The organism is Pseudomonas sp. TWR3-1-1, assembly GCF_049896545.1.
In the GTDB taxonomy this organism is placed as follows: domain Bacteria; phylum Pseudomonadota; class Gammaproteobacteria; order Pseudomonadales; family Pseudomonadaceae; genus Aquipseudomonas; species Aquipseudomonas weihenstephanensis.
Genome location: NZ_JAFCUO010000003.1, coordinates 314,557 through 335,014 on the forward strand (window position 1 = coordinate 314,557; position 20,458 = coordinate 335,014).

Annotated in this window: 22 protein-coding genes; 6 read left to right on the plus strand and 16 right to left on the minus strand. The window is 57.0% G+C overall.

Annotation, left to right across the window (positions count from 1 at the left end; translation table 11 throughout):
* Positions 1-152 precede the first annotated feature (152 nt).
* From ACP7A4_RS10115 to ACP7A4_RS10130, 4 genes are all read right to left on the minus strand, one after another.
* The gene (locus tag ACP7A4_RS10115; RefSeq protein ID WP_426246636.1) at positions 153-1,439 is read right to left on the minus strand and encodes a diguanylate cyclase domain-containing protein; all 1,287 of its coding nucleotides are present in this window, start codon (positions 1,437-1,439) and stop codon (positions 153-155) included.
* Positions 1,440-1,521: 82 nt separating this feature from the next.
* Positions 1,522-2,157 (minus strand): LysE family translocator, encoded by a 636-nt coding sequence (locus ACP7A4_RS10120; RefSeq protein WP_048399970.1) that lies wholly within the window; start codon positions 2,155-2,157, stop codon positions 1,522-1,524.
* A 137-nt stretch (positions 2,158-2,294) separates the two neighbouring features.
* Positions 2,295-3,449 (minus strand): phospholipase D-like domain-containing protein, encoded by a 1,155-nt coding sequence (locus ACP7A4_RS10125; protein ID WP_059764582.1) that lies wholly within the window; start codon positions 3,447-3,449, stop codon positions 2,295-2,297.
* A 1-nt stretch (position 3,450) separates the two neighbouring features.
* On the minus strand, positions 3,451-4,041 hold the full coding sequence (locus tag ACP7A4_RS10130; RefSeq protein WP_059764580.1) for a YceI family protein: 591 nt from the start codon (positions 4,039-4,041) through the stop codon (positions 3,451-3,453).
* A gap of 263 nt (positions 4,042-4,304) precedes the next feature.
* On the opposite strand from ACP7A4_RS10130, the gene olsB reads away from it, so the two are divergent.
* Positions 4,305-5,060 carry an L-ornithine N(alpha)-acyltransferase gene (olsB, locus tag ACP7A4_RS10135; protein ID WP_426246639.1) on the plus strand — a complete coding sequence of 252 codons (756 nt, stop codon included), beginning with the start codon at positions 4,305-4,307 and terminating at the stop codon, positions 5,058-5,060.
* Positions 5,060-5,854 (plus strand): lysophospholipid acyltransferase family protein, encoded by a 795-nt coding sequence (locus tag ACP7A4_RS10140; protein WP_203303216.1) that lies wholly within the window; start codon positions 5,060-5,062, stop codon positions 5,852-5,854. Before olsB ends, ACP7A4_RS10140 begins: the two co-directional genes overlap by 1 nt.
* On the opposite strand, the gene ACP7A4_RS10145 is transcribed toward ACP7A4_RS10140, so the two are convergent.
* A complete protein-coding gene (locus tag ACP7A4_RS10145) occupies positions 5,851-6,447 on the minus strand; it encodes an ACP phosphodiesterase (protein ID WP_426246641.1) in 597 nt (198 codons plus the stop codon). The genes ACP7A4_RS10140 and ACP7A4_RS10145 overlap by 4 nt on opposite strands.
* 156 nt (positions 6,448-6,603) lie before the next feature.
* Between ACP7A4_RS10145 and ACP7A4_RS10150 the strand changes: the two genes are divergently transcribed.
* Genes ACP7A4_RS10150 through ACP7A4_RS10160 form a run of 3 tightly spaced genes read left to right on the plus strand, consistent with a single transcriptional unit; the run spans position 6,604 to position 9,154 of the window.
* Complete coding sequence (locus ACP7A4_RS10150; RefSeq protein ID WP_048363384.1) at positions 6,604-6,906, plus strand: ArsR/SmtB family transcription factor; 303 nt, start codon at positions 6,604-6,606, stop codon at positions 6,904-6,906.
* Positions 6,907-6,917: 11 nt separating this feature from the next.
* The gene (locus ACP7A4_RS10155; protein WP_426246644.1) at positions 6,918-8,084 is read left to right on the plus strand and encodes an MFS transporter; all 1,167 of its coding nucleotides are present in this window, start codon (positions 6,918-6,920) and stop codon (positions 8,082-8,084) included.
* 20 nt (positions 8,085-8,104) lie between these two features.
* Complete coding sequence (locus tag ACP7A4_RS10160; protein WP_426246646.1) at positions 8,105-9,154, plus strand: alkene reductase; 1,050 nt, start codon at positions 8,105-8,107, stop codon at positions 9,152-9,154.
* A 601-nt stretch (positions 9,155-9,755) separates the two neighbouring features.
* Here the strand turns inward: ACP7A4_RS10160 and rpoS are convergent.
* From rpoS to ACP7A4_RS10200, 8 genes are all read right to left on the minus strand, one after another.
* Entirely contained in the window at positions 9,756-10,760 is a 1,005-nt protein-coding gene (gene rpoS / locus ACP7A4_RS10165; RefSeq protein ID WP_203303218.1) for an RNA polymerase sigma factor RpoS, read from the minus strand.
* A gap of 103 nt (positions 10,761-10,863) precedes the next feature.
* Entirely contained in the window at positions 10,864-11,688 is an 825-nt protein-coding gene (locus ACP7A4_RS10170; protein ID WP_059764567.1) for a peptidoglycan DD-metalloendopeptidase family protein, read from the minus strand.
* A 206-nt stretch (positions 11,689-11,894) separates the two neighbouring features.
* Positions 11,895-12,530 (minus strand): protein-L-isoaspartate(D-aspartate) O-methyltransferase, encoded by a 636-nt coding sequence (locus ACP7A4_RS10175; RefSeq protein WP_165599949.1) that lies wholly within the window; start codon positions 12,528-12,530, stop codon positions 11,895-11,897.
* Between the two features lie 41 nt (positions 12,531-12,571).
* The gene (surE, locus tag ACP7A4_RS10180) at positions 12,572-13,321 is read right to left on the minus strand and encodes a 5'/3'-nucleotidase SurE (protein ID WP_426246648.1); all 750 of its coding nucleotides are present in this window, start codon (positions 13,319-13,321) and stop codon (positions 12,572-12,574) included.
* Positions 13,309-14,367: a tRNA pseudouridine(13) synthase TruD gene (truD, locus tag ACP7A4_RS10185; RefSeq protein ID WP_203303220.1), complete on the minus strand. Its 1,059-nt coding sequence runs from the start codon at positions 14,365-14,367 to the stop codon at positions 13,309-13,311. The genes surE and truD overlap by 13 nt, the downstream gene beginning before the upstream one ends.
* Positions 14,364-14,837: a 2-C-methyl-D-erythritol 2,4-cyclodiphosphate synthase gene (gene ispF / locus ACP7A4_RS10190; RefSeq protein WP_048363376.1), complete on the minus strand. Its 474-nt coding sequence runs from the start codon at positions 14,835-14,837 to the stop codon at positions 14,364-14,366. The genes truD and ispF overlap by 4 nt, the downstream gene beginning before the upstream one ends.
* A 62-nt stretch (positions 14,838-14,899) precedes the next feature.
* Complete coding sequence (gene fghA, locus ACP7A4_RS10195; protein ID WP_426246651.1) at positions 14,900-15,745, minus strand: S-formylglutathione hydrolase; 846 nt, start codon at positions 15,743-15,745, stop codon at positions 14,900-14,902.
* Between the two features lie 51 nt (positions 15,746-15,796).
* Positions 15,797-16,909: an S-(hydroxymethyl)glutathione dehydrogenase/class III alcohol dehydrogenase gene (locus ACP7A4_RS10200; protein WP_426246653.1), complete on the minus strand. Its 1,113-nt coding sequence runs from the start codon at positions 16,907-16,909 to the stop codon at positions 15,797-15,799.
* Between the two features lie 108 nt (positions 16,910-17,017).
* Here ACP7A4_RS10200 and ACP7A4_RS10205 point away from each other — a divergent pair, with 108 nt between their 5' ends.
* Positions 17,018-17,914 carry a LysR substrate-binding domain-containing protein gene (locus tag ACP7A4_RS10205; protein WP_059764548.1) on the plus strand — a complete coding sequence of 299 codons (897 nt, stop codon included), beginning with the start codon at positions 17,018-17,020 and terminating at the stop codon, positions 17,912-17,914.
* Positions 17,915-17,994: 80 nt separating this feature from the next.
* Here ACP7A4_RS10205 and ispD read toward each other — a convergent pair whose 3' ends face one another.
* The 3 genes from ispD to eno all read right to left on the minus strand — a co-directional run bounded on the left by ispD (position 17,995) and on the right by eno (position 20,437).
* A complete protein-coding gene (gene ispD / locus ACP7A4_RS10210; protein WP_048363372.1) occupies positions 17,995-18,705 on the minus strand; it encodes a 2-C-methyl-D-erythritol 4-phosphate cytidylyltransferase in 711 nt (236 codons plus the stop codon).
* The gene (ftsB, locus tag ACP7A4_RS10215; protein WP_048399993.1) at positions 18,702-18,980 is read right to left on the minus strand and encodes a cell division protein FtsB; all 279 of its coding nucleotides are present in this window, start codon (positions 18,978-18,980) and stop codon (positions 18,702-18,704) included. The genes ispD and ftsB overlap by 4 nt, the downstream gene beginning before the upstream one ends.
* Before the next feature lie 167 nt (positions 18,981-19,147).
* Entirely contained in the window at positions 19,148-20,437 is a 1,290-nt protein-coding gene (eno, locus tag ACP7A4_RS10220; RefSeq protein WP_059764546.1) for a phosphopyruvate hydratase, read from the minus strand.
* Positions 20,438-20,458 lie beyond the last annotated feature (21 nt).

Consider the following 20,458-nt stretch of genomic DNA (forward strand, 5'->3'; position numbering starts at 1 on the left):
CCGCTCGCTAGCGCGTTCAATTGGGCAAACGCACAATTCACCTGCCTATAGCGATCCCCTGAATGGCCATCCAGCACGGCCGCCGGTACTACGATCAAGCCGGCCTCCAAAGCCCGGACGCGTCACATCGAAATAATGCACTGCAACCTCCCTCATACCGTGCGTCCCTGCCTTTTCACGCTGTACATGGCCGTGTCGGCATGATGGAGCAATTGCGGCACCTGGTCGCCGTGCTCGGGGTAGATCGCCACGCCGATACTGGGCAGTACATTGAGCGTGTGTCCTTCGATCAATAGCGGCAGGCTGAGATTAAGGCGGACTTTTTCCGCTACGATCAGCGCATGTTCTGGCAGCTTGAGGTTATCCAGCACCAGCACGAATTCATCGCCGCTCATCCTCGCTACGGTGTCGCTTTCGCGCACGCAATGCTGCAAGCGCCTGGCAATGTGTTGCAGCAAGGTATCGCCAAAACCATGCCCATAACGATCATTGATCTGTTTGAAATGGTCCAGGTCGACATACAGCACTGCCAGAAAGCCCTTATCCCGTTTGGCTTTGGCCAATGCGCCGTGCAGGCGCTCATACAACGACTCGCGATTGAGCAGGTGGGTCAAGGCATCGTACTGGGCCAAGTACTGCAAGCGGGTATGCAGTTGTTTTCGCTCTATGGCCGCCGCCACTTGTGTGGACACGTATTGCAGTAACTCTTTGTGCTGCTCGGTGTACCGCTCGCTCCCCAGAGAACTCTTGACCAACACCGCGCCAATAATGCCTTTGTGGGTGGCCAAGGGCACACCCAGCCATGAGGCCGTATCGTGCGCATTGTGCAGCAGGGGTTGGCCACCGCGAATGACTAATTCACTGAAATGGCTGACCTCGGACTTCTCTCGTTGCGGGTGATCATCAACGTGATAAGGAAAACTCAATTCACCTTGAGAGGTGTCGCACAGCGCTATTGAGAAATTCAACGCGGGCAGCCATTGCCCGATCAACTGATGCACCCGCTTGAAGAGCTGCATCAAGTCTTCGGCGTTATGCGCCGCTTCAGAGATATCAAACAACGCCTGCTGGCGAGACTCCGCGTGCTTTCGCTCGGTGATGTCGCGAGCCACCGCGATGCGCATCTGCCAGTTCTCAGACCAGCGTGCCGACCATAGGATATGAGCCACCTGCCCATCTTTGCGCGCATAACGGTTCTCGAAATTGAGCTTGGGTTCACCGCCCATGATTTCCTTGGCCGCCTGAAGGGTGCGCTCACGGTCGGCGGGGAGCACCAGGTCAATCATGTGGGTGCCAATCAATTCGTCCTGCGCATAACCAAAAATGCGTTCGCAGGCGGCACTTATATAAATGAAGCGCCCCTGGCGATCGACCACACATACGGCATCGAGCAACAAATCAATAAAGCTGGATTGAGACAGGTAGCTTTTAATATCCATTGGGCAGCTCTAAGCCAGAAGGTGGAACCTCATACGCCATCCTTTTACGTAATACCCGCCGAGTGAATCCTTGCCACTCAGTTCATCCAAGACTCAACCACAACCCGGGCAATGCATGGCCCAAGGCACTGATGGCAAAGCCTATAAACATGACGCCGCACAAGCGTGTAATCAGTAATTCATGGCGCTGATACACAGCCCGCACCTGGCTGGCCCCCACCACCGCGACCAAAATGGCGTAAGCCAGCGCGCCGCCCACAAAGCTGAGCGCAATCAGCCAGGGCAACATCGCCCACGTCAAAAGCTCTGCCCGACTGGAAAGCAAAGCGGTAAAAGTGGCCACTGCCACGGGATAGGCTTTGGGGTTGGTCAGGCCAAAAAAAATACCGTGGGCAAACGGTTGGCGGGCCGGACCTTGTTGCGCTCCGCTGTTACGTTGCGCACGGACGGCACGCAGCCCTAGCCAGAACAAGTACAGCCCGCTCAACAAACCAAGCACGTTAAATGCGGTGCTGCCGAACTCCCGCGCACCCACGATGGCAATCAATGCCGTACTGCACCAAATCACATCACCGAGTAAGTGCCCGCACAAAAAACCGGCGCCCGCGCGACGCCCACGTGCCGCACCAATCCCAAAAACGGCCAACACCCCGGGCCCCGGTGTGATGCCATAAATAAAGCCTGAGGCCAGTACTGCCAACAACAACGAAAGTGTCATGCAAAAACGCTCCAGAAATCGTGCTCACGCTCTCCAATTGGCCGTCGAGCGCCTCGATTCTGCACGTTCTTGAACACTATGTAACCGCATGTTGAATTAAAACCGCTTATCGCCGCCTCAAACAAACCGGGCACGCGTTAGCGACGCCCCACTATGTTGACCACCAAGCGGTCAACCCAGCCCCAGATGCGCTGTTTGACCCGCCGCCAAAGAGGACGCGATTGCCAGGCGTACAAGCTGACCGGCTGGCTCTGTTTGAAGTCACTGACAAAGCTGGTAGCCACCGCTTGAGTCAAGGCCGGGTCCAGCGCTTCGAGATTGGCCTCAAGGTTGAAGTGCAAGTTCCAGTGATCGAAGTTGCACGAACCAATACTCACCCAGTCATCGATCAGCACCATTTTGAGGTGCAAAAAACACGGCTGATACTCAAAAATCTGCACCCCCGCCTTAAGCAAGCGCGGATAGTAGCGATGACCGGCGTACCGCACGGAGGGATGATCGGTACGAGGACCGGTGAGCAGCAAGCGCACATCAACCCCACGGCTCGCCGCGCGACGCAACGAGCGGCGCACTTGCCAGGTCGGCAGAAAATAAGGCGTGGCCAACCAGATTCGCTGTTTGGCGCTGTTAATTGCCCTGACCAGCGACTGCAAAATATCGCGGTGTTGATGCGCATCGGCATACGCCACCCGCCCCATCCCCGCCCCTTGCTCGGGCACCCTGGGCAAATGGGACAACCCGAAGTGCGTGGCGGGTTTCCAGGCTTTGCGGCTGATATTGGCGCGCCATTGCCGGTCAAACAGCATCTGCCAGTCCTGCACCAACGGCCCTTGAATCTCGACCATCACTTCATGCCAGTCGCAGGTATTGGTACCCGGCTGCCAAAATTCATCGGTCACGCCCGTGCCACCGACCACAGCCAATTGCTGATCCACCAACAACAACTTGCGGTGATCGCGGTACAGATTATTCAACCCCTTGCGCCAACTGATGCGGTTGTAAAAGCGCAGCTCCACGCCAGCGTCGATCAAGCGGCGACGTAACCCCACGGAAAACGCCAAGCTGCCGTAACCGTCAAACAGGCACCGCACGCGCACTTCGCGTTCGGCTGCATGCTCCAGGGCCTGCACGATCGCGTCTGCACAGGCCCCGCTTTCGACCAAATACAGCTCCAGGTCGATATGGTCCTGTGCCTGGGCAATGGCGGCGAGCATACGCGGGAAAAACTGCGGACCGTCGATCAACAGTTCGAAGCGATTGGCACTGCGCCATGGGAATACGGCCCCTGCCATCTCAGCGCGCCGTGAAAATCAGCACCGCACCCACCGGCACTGAAAAGCTGATCGCCGACAAACCGGCCAATTTACGCAAGGTTTGCAGCTCGGGTTGCAACCCGAAATCCTCGGCCTGCACCACCAGCGGCTCCAGGGTCACCACTTGAAAGCGATGCTCGTCCAGGCGCGTGGCCAATAACTCGGCATCATAGGTGTGCTGCTTACCGCGCAGGCTGACTGTGACCGGTAAGCGCAACTCAAATTGGGCACCAGGCGCCAGATCATTGATGGGTTGTAGGTCGATTTGCGCCGTGATCTGCGCTTCGGGGTAGTGCTTGAAGTCGAACAACACATCACGCATGCGTTCGTCGCGCAACGGCACCGCGCTGTTGACCGAATCCATCTCGATACGCAATTGCGCTTGCCCCTTGCGGTCCACTTTGCCGTGCAACACCAAAAATCGATGCACATCTGCAACGTTGGCGTTTTGCGTGGTGATAAACGACAAACGCGACGATTCACCATCCAGATACCAATTGGCCTGCGCAGGCAGGCTCACGCCGAGCGTCAGTAACACCGCGCCAACAGAAGATAAACACGCTTTAAACATAAGGACTCTTTAGCCAGTAGACGTGGGCGAACATTACCCCTAGTCCGGGTACATGCAAGCCGTGCGGTAGGTTTTTTTCGCGCACCGTGTAGGACGTTAACTTAACCCGACAGTTCATCTGGCCTCAAACGCCCGCTGCGTCTGTCATGCAAGCATCATCCAACTGTCATGGCGATGACATTGCGCCTGCCTAGCCTGAGGTTGCACACCTCAGTCGATTGGCAGCAACCCTAAGCGGGCAAAGGCCTGCATGGAGATTGGCAATGTCTCAGATCGCCCGCATTCGCGACACTGTTCACGCACGACGCCTGTTGGCAGAGCGTCTGGTCGACCCCCAAGGGTTGCGCGAGGCGCAAGCGCTGCGCTTTCGGGTGTTCAGCGATGAACTCAACGCCACGCTCAAAGGCGGCGAAAGTGGGCTGGACCAAGACGCATTCGACACGCACTGCGCGCACATCGGTGTACGCGACTTAAGCAGCGGCCAACTGGTCGCCACCACGCGTCTGCTGGATCACGCTGCCGCACGCAGCATTGGCCACTTTTACAGCGAAGAAGAATTCAACCTGCACGGGCTGGCGCATCTGCAAGGACCGATCCTGGAGATTGGCCGCACCTGTGTGGACCCGGCCTACCGCAATGGCGGCACGATTGCGGTGTTGTGGGCGGAATTGGCCGAGGTGCTCAACCAGGGCAACTATCGCTACCTGATGGGCTGCGCCAGCATCCCGATGCAGGATGGTGGCGTGCAAGCACAGGCGATCATGCAGCGCCTGCGTGAACGATATTTATGTACCGAGCACTTACGCGCCGAACCGAAAAAACCGTTACCGCCGCGCGACGTGCCCCTCAACCTCATCGCGCAAATGCCCCCGCTGCTCAAAGCCTACATGCGCCTGGGTGCCAAGGTGTGCGGCGAACCGTGCTGGGACGAAGACTTTCAAGTCGCCGATGTTTTTATCCTGCTCAAGCGTGACGAACTCTGCCCGCGCTATGCACGCCACTTCAAGGCGGCCATGTAATGCGCCGGTTGCGTCGCTATGGCCGAGTAGCCCGCGTGCTGCTGGTGGTCGCGCTGGGGCTGGGCATGGCCAGTGTGTTTGGGCTGATGGAGCGTCTAAAACTCAACAGCACCATGAACCGGCGCCAGCGTTGGTCACAATTTTTCATGAGCCGTTTGAGCAATGCCCTGCCCTATCGCATCCAAGTGTTCGGGCAACTGCCTCAAACCCCCATGCTATGGGTTAGCAATCATGTGTCATGGACTGACATTGCGCTGCTGGGGCAATTGACCCCTTTGTCGTTTTTGTCCAAAGCCGAGGTTCGCGGCTGGCCCGTGGCGGGTTGGCTGGCCGCCAAGGCTGGCAGTCTGTTCATTCGCCGTGGCGCGGGCGACAGCCAGCGGATTCGCGAGCACATGACCCGGCACTTGCAGCAGCCGCTGCCGCTATTGATGTTTCCCGAGGGCACGACCACTGACGGGCGCTCGGTGCGTACCTTTCACGGGCGCCTGTTGTCGGCGGCCATCGACAGTCATGTGCCTGTGCAACCGGTTGCCATCCGCTATGTCCGTGATGGCGAGCCAGACACCATCGCGCCGTTTATCGGGGATGACGATTTGGTGTCGCACTTGTTGCGCTTGTTCAGCCACGCCCAGGCGGACGTCGAGATTCACCTGCTGGAACCGATTGCCAGCGATCAGCAAGAGCGCGCAGTGCTGGCATTCAGAGCCCAGGAGGCTATCAGCCGTGTGTTGATGGGCACTCCCGTTTCGGCGGCTGAGCCTGCCTGCGAGACTGGCGTGCTATCACACTAAAGGGGACGGGCTTGGCAAGCGTGCAATTGCTGCGCCGCGTAAGCCTGTAACTGCGGGTAGAAAGCACGAAAGTCTTCGCTCAACGGCGCGTACAAAGACGACAGGTCTTGCATGGCGCCCGCCAGCTCTTGCGGGCGAGACAAACGCCGGGAGATACCGACAAACACCTGCTCAAGCGTTTCGAAATGCTGATATGAACCCAGCCAATCGTGGGCTGCCATGTGGGGAGCAATGCGTGCGAGACGACTCGGCAAATGCGCCTGGGCCTTCAGCACGCGATAAAAGTCAGCTGTAAAGCGCTCCAGCGGCTGCTCGGCGTAGCGGCTCCAGTCCCGGGCAAGGCAATGATCGAAAAACACATCGAGCACGATCCCTGCATAGCGGCGACGGGTATGGCTAAAACGCGCCAGCGCCTGATCAACCAGCGGATGATGGTCGGTGAACACATCAATGCTGCGGTGCAGTTGAATACCCGACTCGATATCCGGCCGAAATTGCCCTTGCAGGCGTCCTTTCACGAAGTCGCCGTACAGGCTGCCGAGTAATTCTTCAGGGCGCTGGCCGCCCAGGTGCAGATGTGCGAGATAATTCATGCCGCGCAGTTTAGCACTGCTCTCCCAATATCGTTATAACCCGATATACCGTTTCGAGCTGATCTCAGATCGAAATCATATTTGTATATCGCGATATAACGATTTAAAGTTCGCCTCATCGCGATATAACGTTGTACCTCATTGAGCACTGCCACCATGACGATCGACCTCGACGAAATAATAAAAGCGCTGGCACACCCAGTACGCCGAGAAATCCTCAATCTGCTGAAAGATCCGCAGACCTCGTTCCCCGACCAGCTGCACTCCACCGAGCACGGCGTTTGCGCCGGGCAGTTTGACCAGCACTGCGGCCTGTCGCAGTCCACGGTGTCGGCCCATCTGGCGACGCTGCAACGCGCGGGGCTGATTACCAGCCAAAAGCACGGTCAATGGCACTTTTTCAAACGCAACGAAGACACCATTCAAGCCTTCCTCGCCAAACTTAACCAAGCGCTTTAACAAGGATTTCCATGCCCCTCTCGCTCCTCATTCTGGCGCTCAGCGCCTTCGCCATCGGCACCACCGAGTTCGTGATCATGGGCTTGCTGCCTGATGTCGCGACCGACCTTGGCGTGTCAATACCCGGCGCTGGCTGGCTGGTGACGGGCTATGCACTGGGCGTGGCCATTGGTGCACCGTTCATGGCACTGGCCACGGCAAAATTACCGCGCAAGGCTGCGCTGGTAGCGTTGATGGGCATTTTTATCGTTGGCAATTTGCTGTGTGCATTGGCCAGCGATTACAACGTACTGATGTTTGCCCGCGTGGTGACAGCCCTGTGCCACGGTGCCTTCTTCGGGATTGGCTCGGTGGTCGCCGCAGGCCTGGTGCCCGCCAACAAGCGTGCTTCTGCCGTAGCATTGATGTTTACCGGGCTGACCCTGGCTAACGTGTTGGGCGTGCCACTGGGCACCGCACTGGGGCAGGCCGCTGGCTGGCGCTCGACATTTTTTGCCGTCACCGTTATTGGCGTAGTGGCATTGATTGGCCTGATTCGCTTCCTGCCAGCCAAGCGCGACGAAGAAAAACTCGACATGCGCGCTGAGCTGGCCGCCCTCAAAGGTGCAGGCATCTGGCTTTCACTGAGCATGACGGCATTGTTTGCAGCATCCATGTTCACCCTGTTCACCTATGTGGCGCCCCTGTTGGGCGATGTCACGGGCGTTTCGCCGCGTGGCGTGACCTGGACCCTGCTACTGATCGGCCTAGGCCTGACCGTGGGTAACATCATCGGCGGCAAATTGGCAGACAAGCGCCTGGCCGCAACCCTGATCGGCGTGTTCATTGCCATGGCGGTGATTTCCACCGTACTGACGTGGACCAGCGTGGCGATCATTCCGACCGAGGTCACCCTGTTCCTGTGGGCAACCGCGTCGTTCGCCGCCGTACCGGCGCTGCAAGTCAACGTCGTCACATTCGGCAAAGCGGCCCCCAATCTGGTGTCGACCCTGAACATTGGCGCTTTCAACCTGGGCAACGCACTTGGGGCCTGGGTAGGCGGCAGCGTAATTGCCCACGGTTTCGGCCTTACCAGCGTGCCACTGGCGGCAGCCGCCCTGGCGGTACTGGCTTTGCTGGTGACCCTGATTACATTTCGCCAGGGCGGTAACACCGAACTGGCCACTGCCACACACTGATCTTTGAGAGGGCTACAGACATGACCACGATTTTCGATCCAATCACACTGGGCGACCTCCAACTGCCCAACCGCATCATCATGGCGCCGCTGACCCGCTGTCGCGCCGATGAAGGACGAGTTCCTAACGCGTTAATGGCTGAATACTACGTACAGCGGGCATCGGCCGGCCTGATCCTTAGCGAAGCTACTTCGGTCACCCCGCTTGGCGTGGGCTACCCCGACACTCCGGGGATCTGGTCCGACGATCAAGTTCGCGGCTGGAGCAATGTCACCAAAGCGCTGCACGCGGCCGGAGGTCGAATCTTCTTGCAACTGTGGCACGTGGGTCGCATTTCCCATCCGATTTACCTCAATGGCGAAGCGCCTGTCGCTCCAAGCGCCATTGCGGCTCAAGGCCATGTGAGCCTGGTACGTCCAAAGGTTGATTTCCTCACCCCGCGTGCACTGGAAACGGCCGAAATCGCCGACATCGTTGAGGCCTATCGCACCGGCGCAGAGAACGCCAAAGCCGCAGGTTTTGACGGTGTAGAGATTCACGGCGCCAATGGCTATCTGCTTGACCAGTTCCTGCAAAGCGGCACCAATCAGCGCACCGATCAATACGGTGGCAGCATCGAAAACCGTGCTCGCTTGCTGCTGGAAGTCACTGACGCTGCAATCGACGTCTGGGGCGCAGGCCGCGTAGGCGTGCACCTGTCGCCACGGGCTGACCTGCACGACATGGGCGATGAAAACCTGGCTGAAACCTTTGGCTACGTGGCCCGTGAACTGGGTAAGCGCGGCATTGCCTTTATTTGCTCACGCGAAGCAGAAGGCCCGGACAGCATCGGCCCGCAGTTGAAAGAAGCCTTTGGCGGCCCTTACATCGTTAATGAGGGTTTCACCAAGGACAGCGCCAACGCATGGCTGGCGGCGGGTAAAGCAGATGCGGTGGCCTTTGGTGTGCCCTTTATCGCCAACCCAGACCTGCCTGCACGCCTCAAAGTTGATGCACCACTCAATGAAGCGCACCCAGAAACGTTTTACTCGAAAGGCGCTGTCGGCTACATCGACTACCCTGCCCTGTAAACGCCACACGCTCTGAATGCGTGTGACACAAAACAAAACGCCCACGGTCATCGACCTTGGGCGTTTTGCTGTTAAGAGGGGGTCACGCGCTGCCGAAAAAATATCATGCAGACTTCGGACAGTCCCTGGCAGTTATCTGAAAAAAAGGGGCGGTTTGACCCGCCCACATTTATTCCTTAATCCCTTTTTTCCCTTTCATCATCCTGATGAATCGCATCCTGCGATGTCCTTCAACGTCCATCCTTGAACGCTGTATCGATCCGTCGATACAGTTGTGATATTAAAGATTTCCAAAGCAGCTGCAACCACACCAGTTATAGATTTTTATTACATCTCAGAACCGTAGTTATTATTAAAAAGCTTACTAATCAATAAGTTATAAAATAAGCAACGTAAGAAAAAGCCACAAACAAAACACTTAACTACCATTTGCTTACAACAAGAGTAAGTAATGACTTACAAAACGATGAAGCAAAAGTTCAATTGTGTTCGTGACATTCCATTTCAACCGCTGCCTTGAAGCGGGGCGAGGTCGAAATATCGTGCTTGGCTGATGTAAAAAACCCGGCACATGGCCGGGTTTTTTAAAGGCTCAAATTGCTTACTGGAACAACGACTCACTCGAAAGGCCGTTCTTTTCCAAGATCTCACGCAAGCGCTTCAGACCCTCAACCTGGATCTGGCGGACACGCTCACGCGTCAGACCAATTTCCAGCCCTACATCTTCCAGCGTGCTGCTTTCATGTCCACGCAACCCAAAGCGGCGAATCACCACCTCACGTTGCTTGTCCGTCAGCTCCGATAACCACTGATCAATACTCTGCGACAAATCATCGTCTTGCAGCAGCTCACAAGGATCTGTTGGACGATCATCGGTCAGGGTATCAAGCAGGGTCTTATCGGAATCAGGGCCTAAAGAAACATCGACCGAGGACACTCGCTCGTTGAGACCCAGCATGCGCTTGACCTCAGCCACGGGTTTTTCGAGCAGATTGGCGATTTCTTCAGGGGAGGGTTCGTGATCGAGCTTTTGGGTCAGTTCACGTGCAGCTCGCAAGTAAACGTTCAGCTCTTTTACAACGTGGATCGGTAAACGAATGGTACGGGTCTGGTTCATGATCGCCCGCTCAATCGTTTGGCGGATCCACCAGGTGGCATATGTCGAGAAGCGGAACCCACGTTCAGGGTCAAATTTCTCGACCGCCCGGATGAGGCCCAGGTTGCCCTCTTCAATCAGGTCCAGCAGCGAAAGCCCGCGATTGACGTAGCGTCGGGCGATTTTAACCACCAATCGCAAGTTGCTTTCAATCATGCGCTTACGCCCGGCCGGATCTCCTTTTTGCGACAAGCGCGCAAAATGGACTTCCTCTTCGGGAGAGAGTAACGGGGAAAAGCCAATTTCATTGAGGTACAACTGAGTCGCATCGAGCGCTCGGGTGTAGTCAATGTACTTGTGCTGTTTTAAAGCAGATGAGCTTTTAGATTTGGTACGAACTGCAGGGGGTGAAGCATCATCTTCTGACATCGAGTCCGCGACGGTGTAAGCGTCCATAAGGAGCACCTCATCGTCGATGTCAAACCCCGGCGCTTCTTTGTTGAGAGCCATTTTATAGTCCTTTGGTGAGTTCGACCTCAAGCTCTAGCGTCACCGATCCTTGGCAATGCTGGAGCCCATTCCTTTGCTACATCAGGAACAGGCTGGTAACTGATCAACGGCGTGGAAGGAATTGCAGTGGATCTACAGGCTTACCTTGACGGCGAATTTCAAAGTGAAGTTTCACCCGGTCTGTACCAGTTGACCCCATTTCGGCAATTGTCTGTCCAACCTTGACCTGCTGCCCCTCCCGAACCAACAACCTGCGGTTATGACCGTAGGCACTGACATAGGTATCGCTGTGTTTAATGATGACTAACTCGCCGTAGCCCCTCAATCCACTCCCGGCATAAACAACTGAGCCATCAGACGCAGCTAAAACAGGCTGTCCCAAATCCCCGGCGATATCAATACCTTTATTCAAACTACCGTTTGAAGAGAATTTACCGATCAAAATACCGTTAGCAGGCCAGCCCCAGCCCTTGGGCGCGGGGCCTGCGGGTAGAGGCGCAGTGACCACAGGCGTCTTGGCCGTGGTTGCCGGGCGCTTGATCACAGTGGTCTTGCTGCCCGAAGAAGGCGAGGTAACGGTGGTCGCAACTGCCGCCGGTCGAGTGCCCGCACGGCCATCAAAACGGATGGTCTGACCCGGAACAATGGTGAACGGCGCACCAATATTGTTGCGTGCGGCCAATGCCTTCCAATCCCAACCGTAGCGAAACGCAATCGAGAATAGCGTATCGCCACGTCGCACAACGTACTGCCCGGTGGTCACTGCGGGACGTTGTGCCACACCGTTGCGGTCAACGACCCGCACACCGTTTTTAGGCGTGCTGGAGCATGCCGCCAACAAGGCGAGTGTGGCACTCAGGAATAGACCGACCACCAGTCTTTGATAGCTTTTGGTATTCATACGCTGCGCAATGACTGTGAGACTCACCCGCCGCTCCCTTTGATGGTGGCTAAATATTAGAAGGCCAGTGGCGGCCAAAAGTGGCGCAGTATAACTGGCAACATCGCTTTTACAGACAGTAAAGCTGAACTGTAAACGCGCCGTATAAAACATAAACATCGCTGAGCAGAGCCTTGCCTCTGGGCTGTATGACCCTTACCCGGCCCTATAATTCAGCGCCTGCGGGCAAAGCCTCAGGCCAACGGCCCGTTGAGCAGCGGCACAAAACGCACATTGCCGATGACCCGACGCGCAAAGCCGTGCTCTTCGCGCACGATCAGCATCAGTTGCTGAACCTCACCCGCACCCACCGGGATGACCAAACGCCCACCGGGGGCCAATTGATCGAGCAACGCCTGAGGCACATCAGTGGCGACGGCCGTTACGATAATACCGTTGTAAGGCGCCAAGGCCGGCCAGCCTTCCCAGCCGTCGCCCCAACGAAACACGACGTTGCGCAAGTTCAGTGCCAGTAGACGCTCTTTGGCCCGATCCTGAAGCACCTTGATTCGCTCAACCGAAAAAATCCGTTCAACCAACTGCGAAAGCACCGCTGTCTGATAGCCAGAACCGGTGCCGATTTCCATGACCTTGTCCAGCGGGCCGTCTTCAAGCAACAACTCGCTCATGCGCGCAACCATGTAAGGCTGGGAGATGGTCTGGTTATTGCCAATCGGCAGCGCGGTGTCCTCGTAGGCACGGTGTGCCAGGGCTTCATCTACAAACAGATGGCGCGGTGTACGCCGGATGACCTCAAGCACATTGTGATTAACGATGCCCTCTTCACGCAGACGCTGAATCAACCGCTCCCGTGTCCGCTGCGACGTCATGCCAATGCCGCGATGCATCAGGCCATCCTGCTCACGCCCCATCAGTCCAGGCCCTCAAGCCAACCACTAAGGCTCTTGAAGCCATCCGCGAATGTGCGGTCCAGTTGCAGTGGCGTGATCGACACATAGCCCTGCATGAGCGCATGAAAATCAGTGCCCGGCCCTCCGTCCTCAACATCACCTGCGGCGGCAATCCAGTAACCGGCTTTGCCGCGCGGGTCGACCACATGGACCGGCGCCGCCGCCCGCGCCCGATGACCGAGGCGCGTGAGCTGAATGCCGCGGATTTTGTCCAAAGGCAAATTGGGAATATTCACGTTAAGCACGGTGCGCGGCGCCAGGTCCAGTTGATCATGGGCCTGCACCAGCTTGCGTGCAAAATAGGCGGCCGTTGGCAGGTTGTCGACTTGGCGCGAGGCCAACGAAAACGCAAAGGAAGGTCGCTGCAAAAAACGCCCCTCCAAAGCCGCCGCCACCGTGCCGGAATACAGCACATCATCCCCCAGGTTGGCACCCAGATTAATCCCCGAAACCACCATGTCGGGTTGCGGGTCGAGCAAGCCGTGGATACCCAGATGCACACAATCGGTGGGCGTGCCGTTGATGCTGACAAAGCCATTGGCGAGCGTGTGCGGGTGCAAGGGTCGGTCCAGCGTCAGCGAACTGCTGGCGCCACTTTTATCCTGCTCGGGAGCAATCACCACGCACTCGGCGTAATCGGCCAGCGCAGCGTGAAGCGCTGCAAGGCCCGGAGCGCTTACCCCATCATCGTTTGAAATCAGAATACGCATAGGCTGTCCGTTTGACCCAGCGGCACCAGATCAACAAGCTCGCGCACCAGAACAGTGGCAAAGCATCCGGCCGGCAGTACAAATTCCAGTTGCAGAATGTCAGGCTCCGGATAATGCCACGTCAACCGGCCAATGGGCAGCCGCAGAATGCGTCGTTCATGGCTCATGCCTGCCCGAACCAGCCAATCACGCAGAGCAGCTTCGCGCTCGGCAATGGATTGTTCCAGGAGATGGGTTGCGCCTTGCGTGGGCGAGTCACCCTCCCCCCACAGCGGCCCCGTCGGGTGCAGGTCCAGAATCGCCAGGCGCGGATCACTGCATTCAGCCTCCCCGGCCGGGAAAAAACTGCGGCTGTCGGTGAACGCCAGCAGGTCGCCTACTTGGGCATGCTGCCATGTACCCTCGGCGACGCGTGCCGCCAGCACTTGGTTGAACAGGTAGCTGCGAGCTGTCGACAATAACCGCGAGCGCACATTGCGTTGCTCCGGCAATGCGTTGCGCGCGGCATAGTCGCGCGCTTCGCCCAGATTGCCGCCCTGCCAGCCAAACCGCTGCGTGCCAAAGTAATTGGGAATCCCCTGCTTGGCGATCAGCTCTAGACGCTGTTGCAGCGCGTCCTTGTCACCGGCCAGTTGCGTCAAACGCAAGGTAAAACCGTTTGCCGCGTGCGCACCGCGCTGCAACTTACGTTTATGGCGCGAAGTCTGGAGAATTTTCAGCGTGTCATTTTCAGCACTTGACAGGTCCGGATCAGCTTTGCCCGGCAACTGCACGCTGAACCACTGACGGGTCAGCGCCTGACGATCCTTCAAGCCGGCGTAACTCACCGTACGCAGGGGCACCCCCGCCGCCTTGGCGATGCGGCGGGCAGCTTCTTCGGTATTCAGGCCACGTTTCTCAACCCACAACCATAAGTGCTCGCCATCACCGGACAACGGGATGTCCAGCACTTCGTCGACCTGAAAGTCTTCAGCCACGGCCTTGAGTACAGCGCTCCCCAAAGCGTCGCCATAAGCCCGTGGGCCGAGCAGATCAAAATCGTTCATGCGCGAACCAACAACGCAATGGCATGCACAGCGATACCTTCTTCACGTCCGACAAACCCGAGCTTTTCGGTGGTAGTGGCTTTAACGTTCACTTGGTCCAAATCAACCTCAAGATCCGCGGCAATCAGCGCGCGCATCGTTTCAATATGCGGCGCCATTTTTGGCGCCTGAGCAATGATGGTGTTGTCGACATTGCCGACCTTCCAGCCTTTGGCGTGGATCAGGCCCACCACATGACGCAGCAGCACGCGACTGTCCGCACCTTTGAAGGTCGGGTCGGTGTCCGGGAAATGCTTGCCGATATCGCCCAGCGCCGCGGCGCCGAGCAACGCATCACTGAGCGCATGCAGCAGCACGTCGCCATCAGAATGGGCCAGCAAACCAAATTTATGTGGGATTCGCACACCGCCCAAGGTAATAAAATCGCCCTCAGCAAAACAGTGCACATCATAGCCGTGGCCAATACGCATAAAAAAACGCCCCGATTAAGTCAGGGCGTGATTCTACCTACTTTGTCCCGCATTGGGCGCTATTAGGCGCATAGCACGTCGGCGTGATGACGCAAATGGTCGTCGATGAAACTGGCGATGAAGAAATAGCTATGGTCGTAACCCGGTTGCAGACGCAAGGTGAGCGGGTAATCGGCCAACTGCGCTGCTTTTTGCAACACCTCAGGCTTGAGCTGCACGGTCAAAAAGTCATCCCGATCACCTTGATCGATCAACAGGGGCAATCGTTCGCGCGCCTCACCCAGCAGCACGCTGGCGTCCCACTCACGCCAGCGCGAACGTTCCTCACCCAAATAGTGAGTGAACGCTTTTTGCCCCCACGGGCAGTCCATCGGGTTGCTGATGGGGGCAAACGCCGAAACCGACTGATAGCGCCCAGGATTGCGCAATGCGCAGACCAGCGCCCCGTGCCCACCCATTGAATGGCCACTGATGCCACGCTTTTGAGAGGCCGGAAAATGCGCTTCAACCAATGCAGGTAATTCCTGCACCACATAATCGTGCATCTGATAATGCTGCGCCCAGGGCTGCTGCGTAGCGTTCAGGTAAAAGCCGGCACCCAGCCCGAAGTCCCACGCCCCGTTCGGGTCATCCGGCACGCCCTCGCCACGGGGGCTGGTATCGGGCGCCACAATGATCAGCCCCAACTCGGCGGCCATTTTCAATGCACCCGCTTTGTGCATGAAGTTTTCATCTGTGCAGGTCAAACCCGACAGCCAATACAGCACAGGCAATTTGGCGCCGTGTTCAGCCTGGGGTGGCAAATACACGGCAAATACCATGTCGCAACCGAGCACATCAGAACGGTGCTTGTAACGCTTGTGCCAACCGCCAAAGCTTTTCTGGCAGGAAATATTTTCCAGTGTCATGGGAAAACTCCCGGTGGCCAGCCGCAAATACTTGAGGCTGGCCACTGTCGATTAGAAATGGATGACGGTGCGGATGCTTTTGCCTTCATGCATCAGGTCGAAAGCCTTATTGATATCTTCCAGGCCCATCGTGTGGGTGATGAACGTGTCCAGCGGGATTTCGCCAGCCTGCGCCATGTCGACATAGCTCGGCAGTTCGGTGCGACCGCGTACACCACCGAATGCCGAACCGCGCCAGACGCGACCAGTCACCAACTGGAATGGACGTGTCGAGATCTCTTGACCGGCACCGGCCACGCCGATAATCACAGACTCGCCCCACCCCTTGTGGCAGCTTTCCAACGCCGACCGCATCAATTGCACATTACCGATGCACTCGAAGGAGAAATCCACGCCGCCGTCCGTCATGTCGACAATCACGTCCTGAATCGGGCGATCGAAGTCTTTGGGGTTGACGCAGTCAGTCGCGCCCAATTGCTTGGCGATTTCAAACTTGGCCGGGTTGATGTCGATGGCAATGATGCGCGCAGCCTTGGCTTTCACCGCACCGATGACGGCTGACAAGCCAATGCCGCCCAGACCGAAGATGGCCACGGTGTCGCCGGGCTTGACCTTGGCCGTATTAAGCACCGCGCCGATCCCGGTGGTCACGCCACAGCCCAGCAGGCAGACTTTTTCCAGTGGCGCGTCTTTAGCAATCTTGGCCACCGAGATTTCTGGCAACACGGTGTACTCGGAGAACGTCGATGTCCCCATGTAGTGGAAAATGGGCTGTCCTTTGTAGGAGAAACGCGTAGTGCCATCAGGCATCAGACCTTTGCCCTGGGTTGAGCGAATCGCCTGACACAGGTTGGTTTTCCCCGACAGACAGAATTTGCACTGACGGCATTCCGGGGTGTACAGCGGGATGACGTGATCGCCGACAGCAACCGATGTCACGCCTTCGCCGATAGCTTCGACAATAGCGCCACCTTCGTGGCCCAAAATCGACGGAAAAATGCCTTCCGGGTCGGCGCCGGACAAGGTGTAGGCATCGGTATGACAAACGCCAGAAGCCACAACGCGCAGCAATACTTCGCCGGCTTTGGGCATGGCAACGTCCACTTCAACGATTTCCAGCGGTTTTTTGGCCTCAAAGGCTACGGCAGCACGTGACTTGATCATCAATCGTCTCCAACAAAGTAAAAACAAGACATGAAGTGTAAAACAGCGCTGACTGATTAATAATCCAGCCAAAAGCAAAACATTATTGCCAGACAGGGACAATCACTCATGACCGAGAACCGCTGGGAAGGTATAGACGAATTTGTCGCGGTTGCTGAGTGTGGTCAATTCACCGCTGCCGCAGAACGACTCGGTGTGTCGTCGTCACACATCAGCCGTCAAGTCGCCCGGCTGGAAGAGCGCCTGCAAACACGTTTGTTTTATCGCAGTACGCGGCGTGTGACCCTGACAGAGGCCGGACAAACCTTTCTGCAACATTGCCAGCGCCTGCAAGACGGACGCGAAGAAGCGCTGCGCGCGATAGGCGATCTGGCCAGCGAACCCAAAGGGTTACTGCGCATGACCTGCGCCGTGGCCTACGGGGAGCGTTTTATCGTGCCGCTGGTGACGCGATACATGGCGCTTTATCCCCAACTGCGGGTGGACATCGAACTGAGCAACCGAGCTTTGGACCTGGTGCACGAAAGTCTCGATCTGGCCATTCGCCTGGGTCGCCTCCAGGATTCACGACTGGTTGCCACGCGACTGGCCCCACGACGCATGTATCTGTGTGGCTCGCCGTCCTATCTGGAACGTTATGGTCGCCCCCACAGCGTGTCTGAATTGAGTCGCCACAACTGCTTGATTGGCAGTTCGGATATGTGGCAATTGCAGCAAGACGGACGTGAATTTTCGCAACGCGTGCAAGGCAACTGGCGCTGCAACAGTGGACAGGCGGTATTGGATGCAGCGCTATTTGGCACGGGGTTATGCCAATTGCCGGACTACTACGTGCTGGAACACCTGAAAACGGGGGCGCTGGTGTCACTGCTTGAATCGCATCAACCGCCCAATACCGCCGTCTGGGCGCTGTATCCGCAACAACGGCACTTATCGCCCAAAGTCAGAAAATTGGTGGACTACTTGAAGGAAGGGTTGGCGCAGCGCGAGGAGTATTTGAGCTAGGCACTGCGCAAGGTTTCTGTCGTCGCTGTCGAGGTACGAAGACTGCGATAGATTGCGCAGCGATCGTACCTCGCCAGCAACTACGGGTGCGTGCGACCCCAACGCAAACGCAGCCATTCAAGGTCTTCAGGGCGAGTGACTTTGATGTTGTCCGAGCGCCCTTCGATCAAGCGCGGAGCAAGTCCGGCCCACTCCATCGCTGACGACTCATCGGTAACCGTGGCATCCGCCACCAGGCTATCGGCCAAGGCACGGTGCAACATGCCAAGGCGAAACATCTGCGGCGTGTACGCCTGCCAAATCAGGCTTCGATCAACCGTTTCCACCACGCGGCCGTTCTTATTGACACGCTTGAGCGTGTCCCGAGCGGGCACCGCCAGCAAACCGCCGACGGGATCATCAGCCAGTTCACTCAGCAATTTATCCAGGTCTTCGCGGGACAGGTTGGGCCGCGCAGCGTCGTGCACCAGCACCCAGTCATCGTCAGAGGCGCCTTGTGCATGCAAGTGCAGCAGCGCATTGAGCACCGAGTCGGCACGCTCACGTCCACCGTCAACCCGAACAATACGCGGGTCAGCCACGCACTGTAGGGACGGCCAAAAAGGATCATCACACGCCACACTGACCACCAGCCCCTTAAGGCCCGGATGATCAAGGAAACAGCCAAGGCTGTGTTCGAGAATACTGCGCCCGCCCAACTGCAAATACTGTTTGGGACGGTCCGCGGCCATACGGGCTCCGACGCCCGCGGCAGGAATCACGGCCCAGAAGGCCGTAGTTGAAACACTCATTGAGCCAACTGGTAGAGGGTTTCGCCCTCTTTAACCATGCCCAATTCATGGCGAGCACGTTCTTCAACGGTCTCCATGCCTTTTTTCAGCTCAAGCACTTCCGCATCCAGTACGCGATTACGCTCCAGCAATATTTCGTTTTCAGCACGCTGATCGGCGATTTGCTGAGTCAGGTCGGTAACCTGCGCCAAACTGCCATTCCCCACCCACAGGCGATACTGTAGGCCAGCCAGCAGCAAGAGCAAGATAAGGAACAACCAATTGGGACTGCGCATCGAATATCAGGTATCCAGTGAAAAGACAGCCATGCCGACAAACATAAACAACGAATAGTACAAAGCCTGGACGAACCAGGCTTGTATACAGAAGCATCAGATTAGTGTCAAAAAACTCACAGTGGCGAATTTTCCGACACAACCTGCTGTTTTTTTACGCCAGACGCTTAACCGCGGAACTCGCTGCGACCGTTGTACTTGGCTTTCGCCCCCAACTGCTCTTCGATACGCAGCAATTGGTTGTACTTGGACACGCGATCCGAACGGCACAGAGAGCCGGTCTTGATCTGACCCGCCGACGTGCCCACAGCCAGATCGGCAATGGTGGAGTCTTCGGTTTCGCCGGAACGGTGCGAGATCACAGCGGTGTAACCTGCCGCCTTGGCCATCTGGATGGCTTCCAGTGTTTCGGTCAGGGTGCCGATCTGGTTGAACTTGATCAGGATCGAGTTGGCGATCTTTTTATCGATGCCTTCTTTCAAGATTTTGGTATTGGTCACGAACAAATCGTCACCTACCAGTTGCACTTTCTCACCGATCTTGTCGGTCAGGATTTTCCAGCCATCCCAGTCAGACTCGTCCAGGCCGTCTTCAATGGAGATGATCGGGTAGCGCTGAGTCAGCCCCTTCAGGTATTCAGCAAAGCCTTCGGAGTTGAAGACTTGACCTTCGCCCGACAGGTTGTACTTGCCGTCTTCGTAGAATTCGCTGGCTGCGCAATCCAGTGCCAGGGTCACGTCGGTGCCCAAGGTATAACCGGCATTGGCGACTGCCTCGGAGATCACTTTCAGTGCATCTTCGTTGGAGGCCAGGTTGGGTGCGAAACCACCCTCGTCGCCCACTGCGGTGTTCAGGCCACGGGCCTTGAGCACAGCTTTGAGGTGATGGAAGATTTCGGTGCCCATGCGCAACGCGTCAGAGAAGGTCTTGGCGCCGACTGGCTGAACCATGAACTCTTGAATGTCGACGTTGTTATCGGCGTGCTCACCACCGTTGATGATGTTCATCATCGGAACCGGCATCGAGTAAACACCCGGTGTGCCGTTCAGGTTGGCGATGTGAGCGTACAGCGGCAGGTCCTGGTCCTGAGCAGCCGCTTTGGCAGCTGCCAACGAGACGGCCAGGATCGCGTTAGCACCCAGCGAGCCTTTGTTTTCAGTACCGTCCAGCGCGATCATCGCGTGGTCCAGTGCTTTTTGATCAACCGGGTCTTTACCCAGCAGCAAATCACGAATAGGGCCGTTAATGTTGGCAACGGCTTTCAGCACGCCTTTGCCCAAGTAACGGCTCTTGTCGCCATCACGCAACTCCAGTGCTTCACGGGAGCCGGTAGAAGCACCGGACGGCGCGCACGCGCTGCCGATGATGCCGTTGTCGAGAAGCACGTCCGCTTCCACAGTGGGATTGCCACGGGAGTCGAGAACTTCACGACCTTTGATGTCGACGATTTTTGCCATTGTTGTAAATACTCCAAAGTT

Bases quoted from the DNA above. Each gene is read 5' to 3' on its own strand.
- eno (WP_059764546.1), bottom strand. From the start codon at position 20,437: ATGGCAAAAATCGTCGACATCAAAGGTCGTGAAGTTCTCGACTCCCGT.
- rpoS (WP_203303218.1), bottom strand. From the start codon at position 10,760: ATGGCTCTCAACAAAGAAGCGCCGGGGTTTGACATCGACGATGAGGTG.
- ACP7A4_RS10205 (WP_059764548.1), top strand. From the start codon at position 17,018: ATGACCGAGAACCGCTGGGAAGGTATAGACGAATTTGTCGCGGTTGCT.
- ACP7A4_RS10175 (WP_165599949.1), bottom strand. From the start codon at position 12,530: ATGACGTCGCAGCGGACACGGGAGCGGTTGATTCAGCGTCTGCGTGAA.
- ACP7A4_RS10130 (WP_059764580.1), bottom strand. From the start codon at position 4,041: ATGTTTAAAGCGTGTTTATCTTCTGTTGGCGCGGTGTTACTGACGCTC.
- surE (WP_426246648.1), bottom strand. From the start codon at position 13,321: ATGCGTATTCTGATTTCAAACGATGATGGGGTAAGCGCTCCGGGCCTT.
- ACP7A4_RS10125 (WP_059764582.1), bottom strand. From the start codon at position 3,449: ATGGCAGGGGCCGTATTCCCATGGCGCAGTGCCAATCGCTTCGAACTG.
- ispD (WP_048363372.1), bottom strand. From the start codon at position 18,705: ATGAGTGTTTCAACTACGGCCTTCTGGGCCGTGATTCCTGCCGCGGGC.
- ACP7A4_RS10115 (WP_426246636.1), bottom strand. From the start codon at position 1,439: ATGGATATTAAAAGCTACCTGTCTCAATCCAGCTTTATTGATTTGTTG.
- ACP7A4_RS10155 (WP_426246644.1), top strand. From the start codon at position 6,918: ATGCCCCTCTCGCTCCTCATTCTGGCGCTCAGCGCCTTCGCCATCGGC.
- ACP7A4_RS10140 (WP_203303216.1), top strand. From the start codon at position 5,060: ATGCGCCGGTTGCGTCGCTATGGCCGAGTAGCCCGCGTGCTGCTGGTG.
- ACP7A4_RS10200 (WP_426246653.1), bottom strand. From the start codon at position 16,909: ATGATCAAGTCACGTGCTGCCGTAGCCTTTGAGGCCAAAAAACCGCTG.
- ACP7A4_RS10145 (WP_426246641.1), bottom strand. From the start codon at position 6,447: ATGAATTATCTCGCACATCTGCACCTGGGCGGCCAGCGCCCTGAAGAA.
- ACP7A4_RS10160 (WP_426246646.1), top strand. From the start codon at position 8,105: ATGACCACGATTTTCGATCCAATCACACTGGGCGACCTCCAACTGCCC.
- ACP7A4_RS10150 (WP_048363384.1), top strand. From the start codon at position 6,604: ATGACGATCGACCTCGACGAAATAATAAAAGCGCTGGCACACCCAGTA.
- fghA (WP_426246651.1), bottom strand. From the start codon at position 15,745: ATGACACTGGAAAATATTTCCTGCCAGAAAAGCTTTGGCGGTTGGCAC.
- olsB (WP_426246639.1), top strand. From the start codon at position 4,305: ATGTCTCAGATCGCCCGCATTCGCGACACTGTTCACGCACGACGCCTG.
- truD (WP_203303220.1), bottom strand. From the start codon at position 14,367: ATGAACGATTTTGATCTGCTCGGCCCACGGGCTTATGGCGACGCTTTG.
- ACP7A4_RS10120 (WP_048399970.1), bottom strand. From the start codon at position 2,157: ATGACACTTTCGTTGTTGTTGGCAGTACTGGCCTCAGGCTTTATTTAT.
- ispF (WP_048363376.1), bottom strand. From the start codon at position 14,837: ATGCGTATTGGCCACGGCTATGATGTGCACTGTTTTGCTGAGGGCGAT.
- ftsB (WP_048399993.1), bottom strand. From the start codon at position 18,980: ATGCGCAGTCCCAATTGGTTGTTCCTTATCTTGCTCTTGCTGCTGGCT.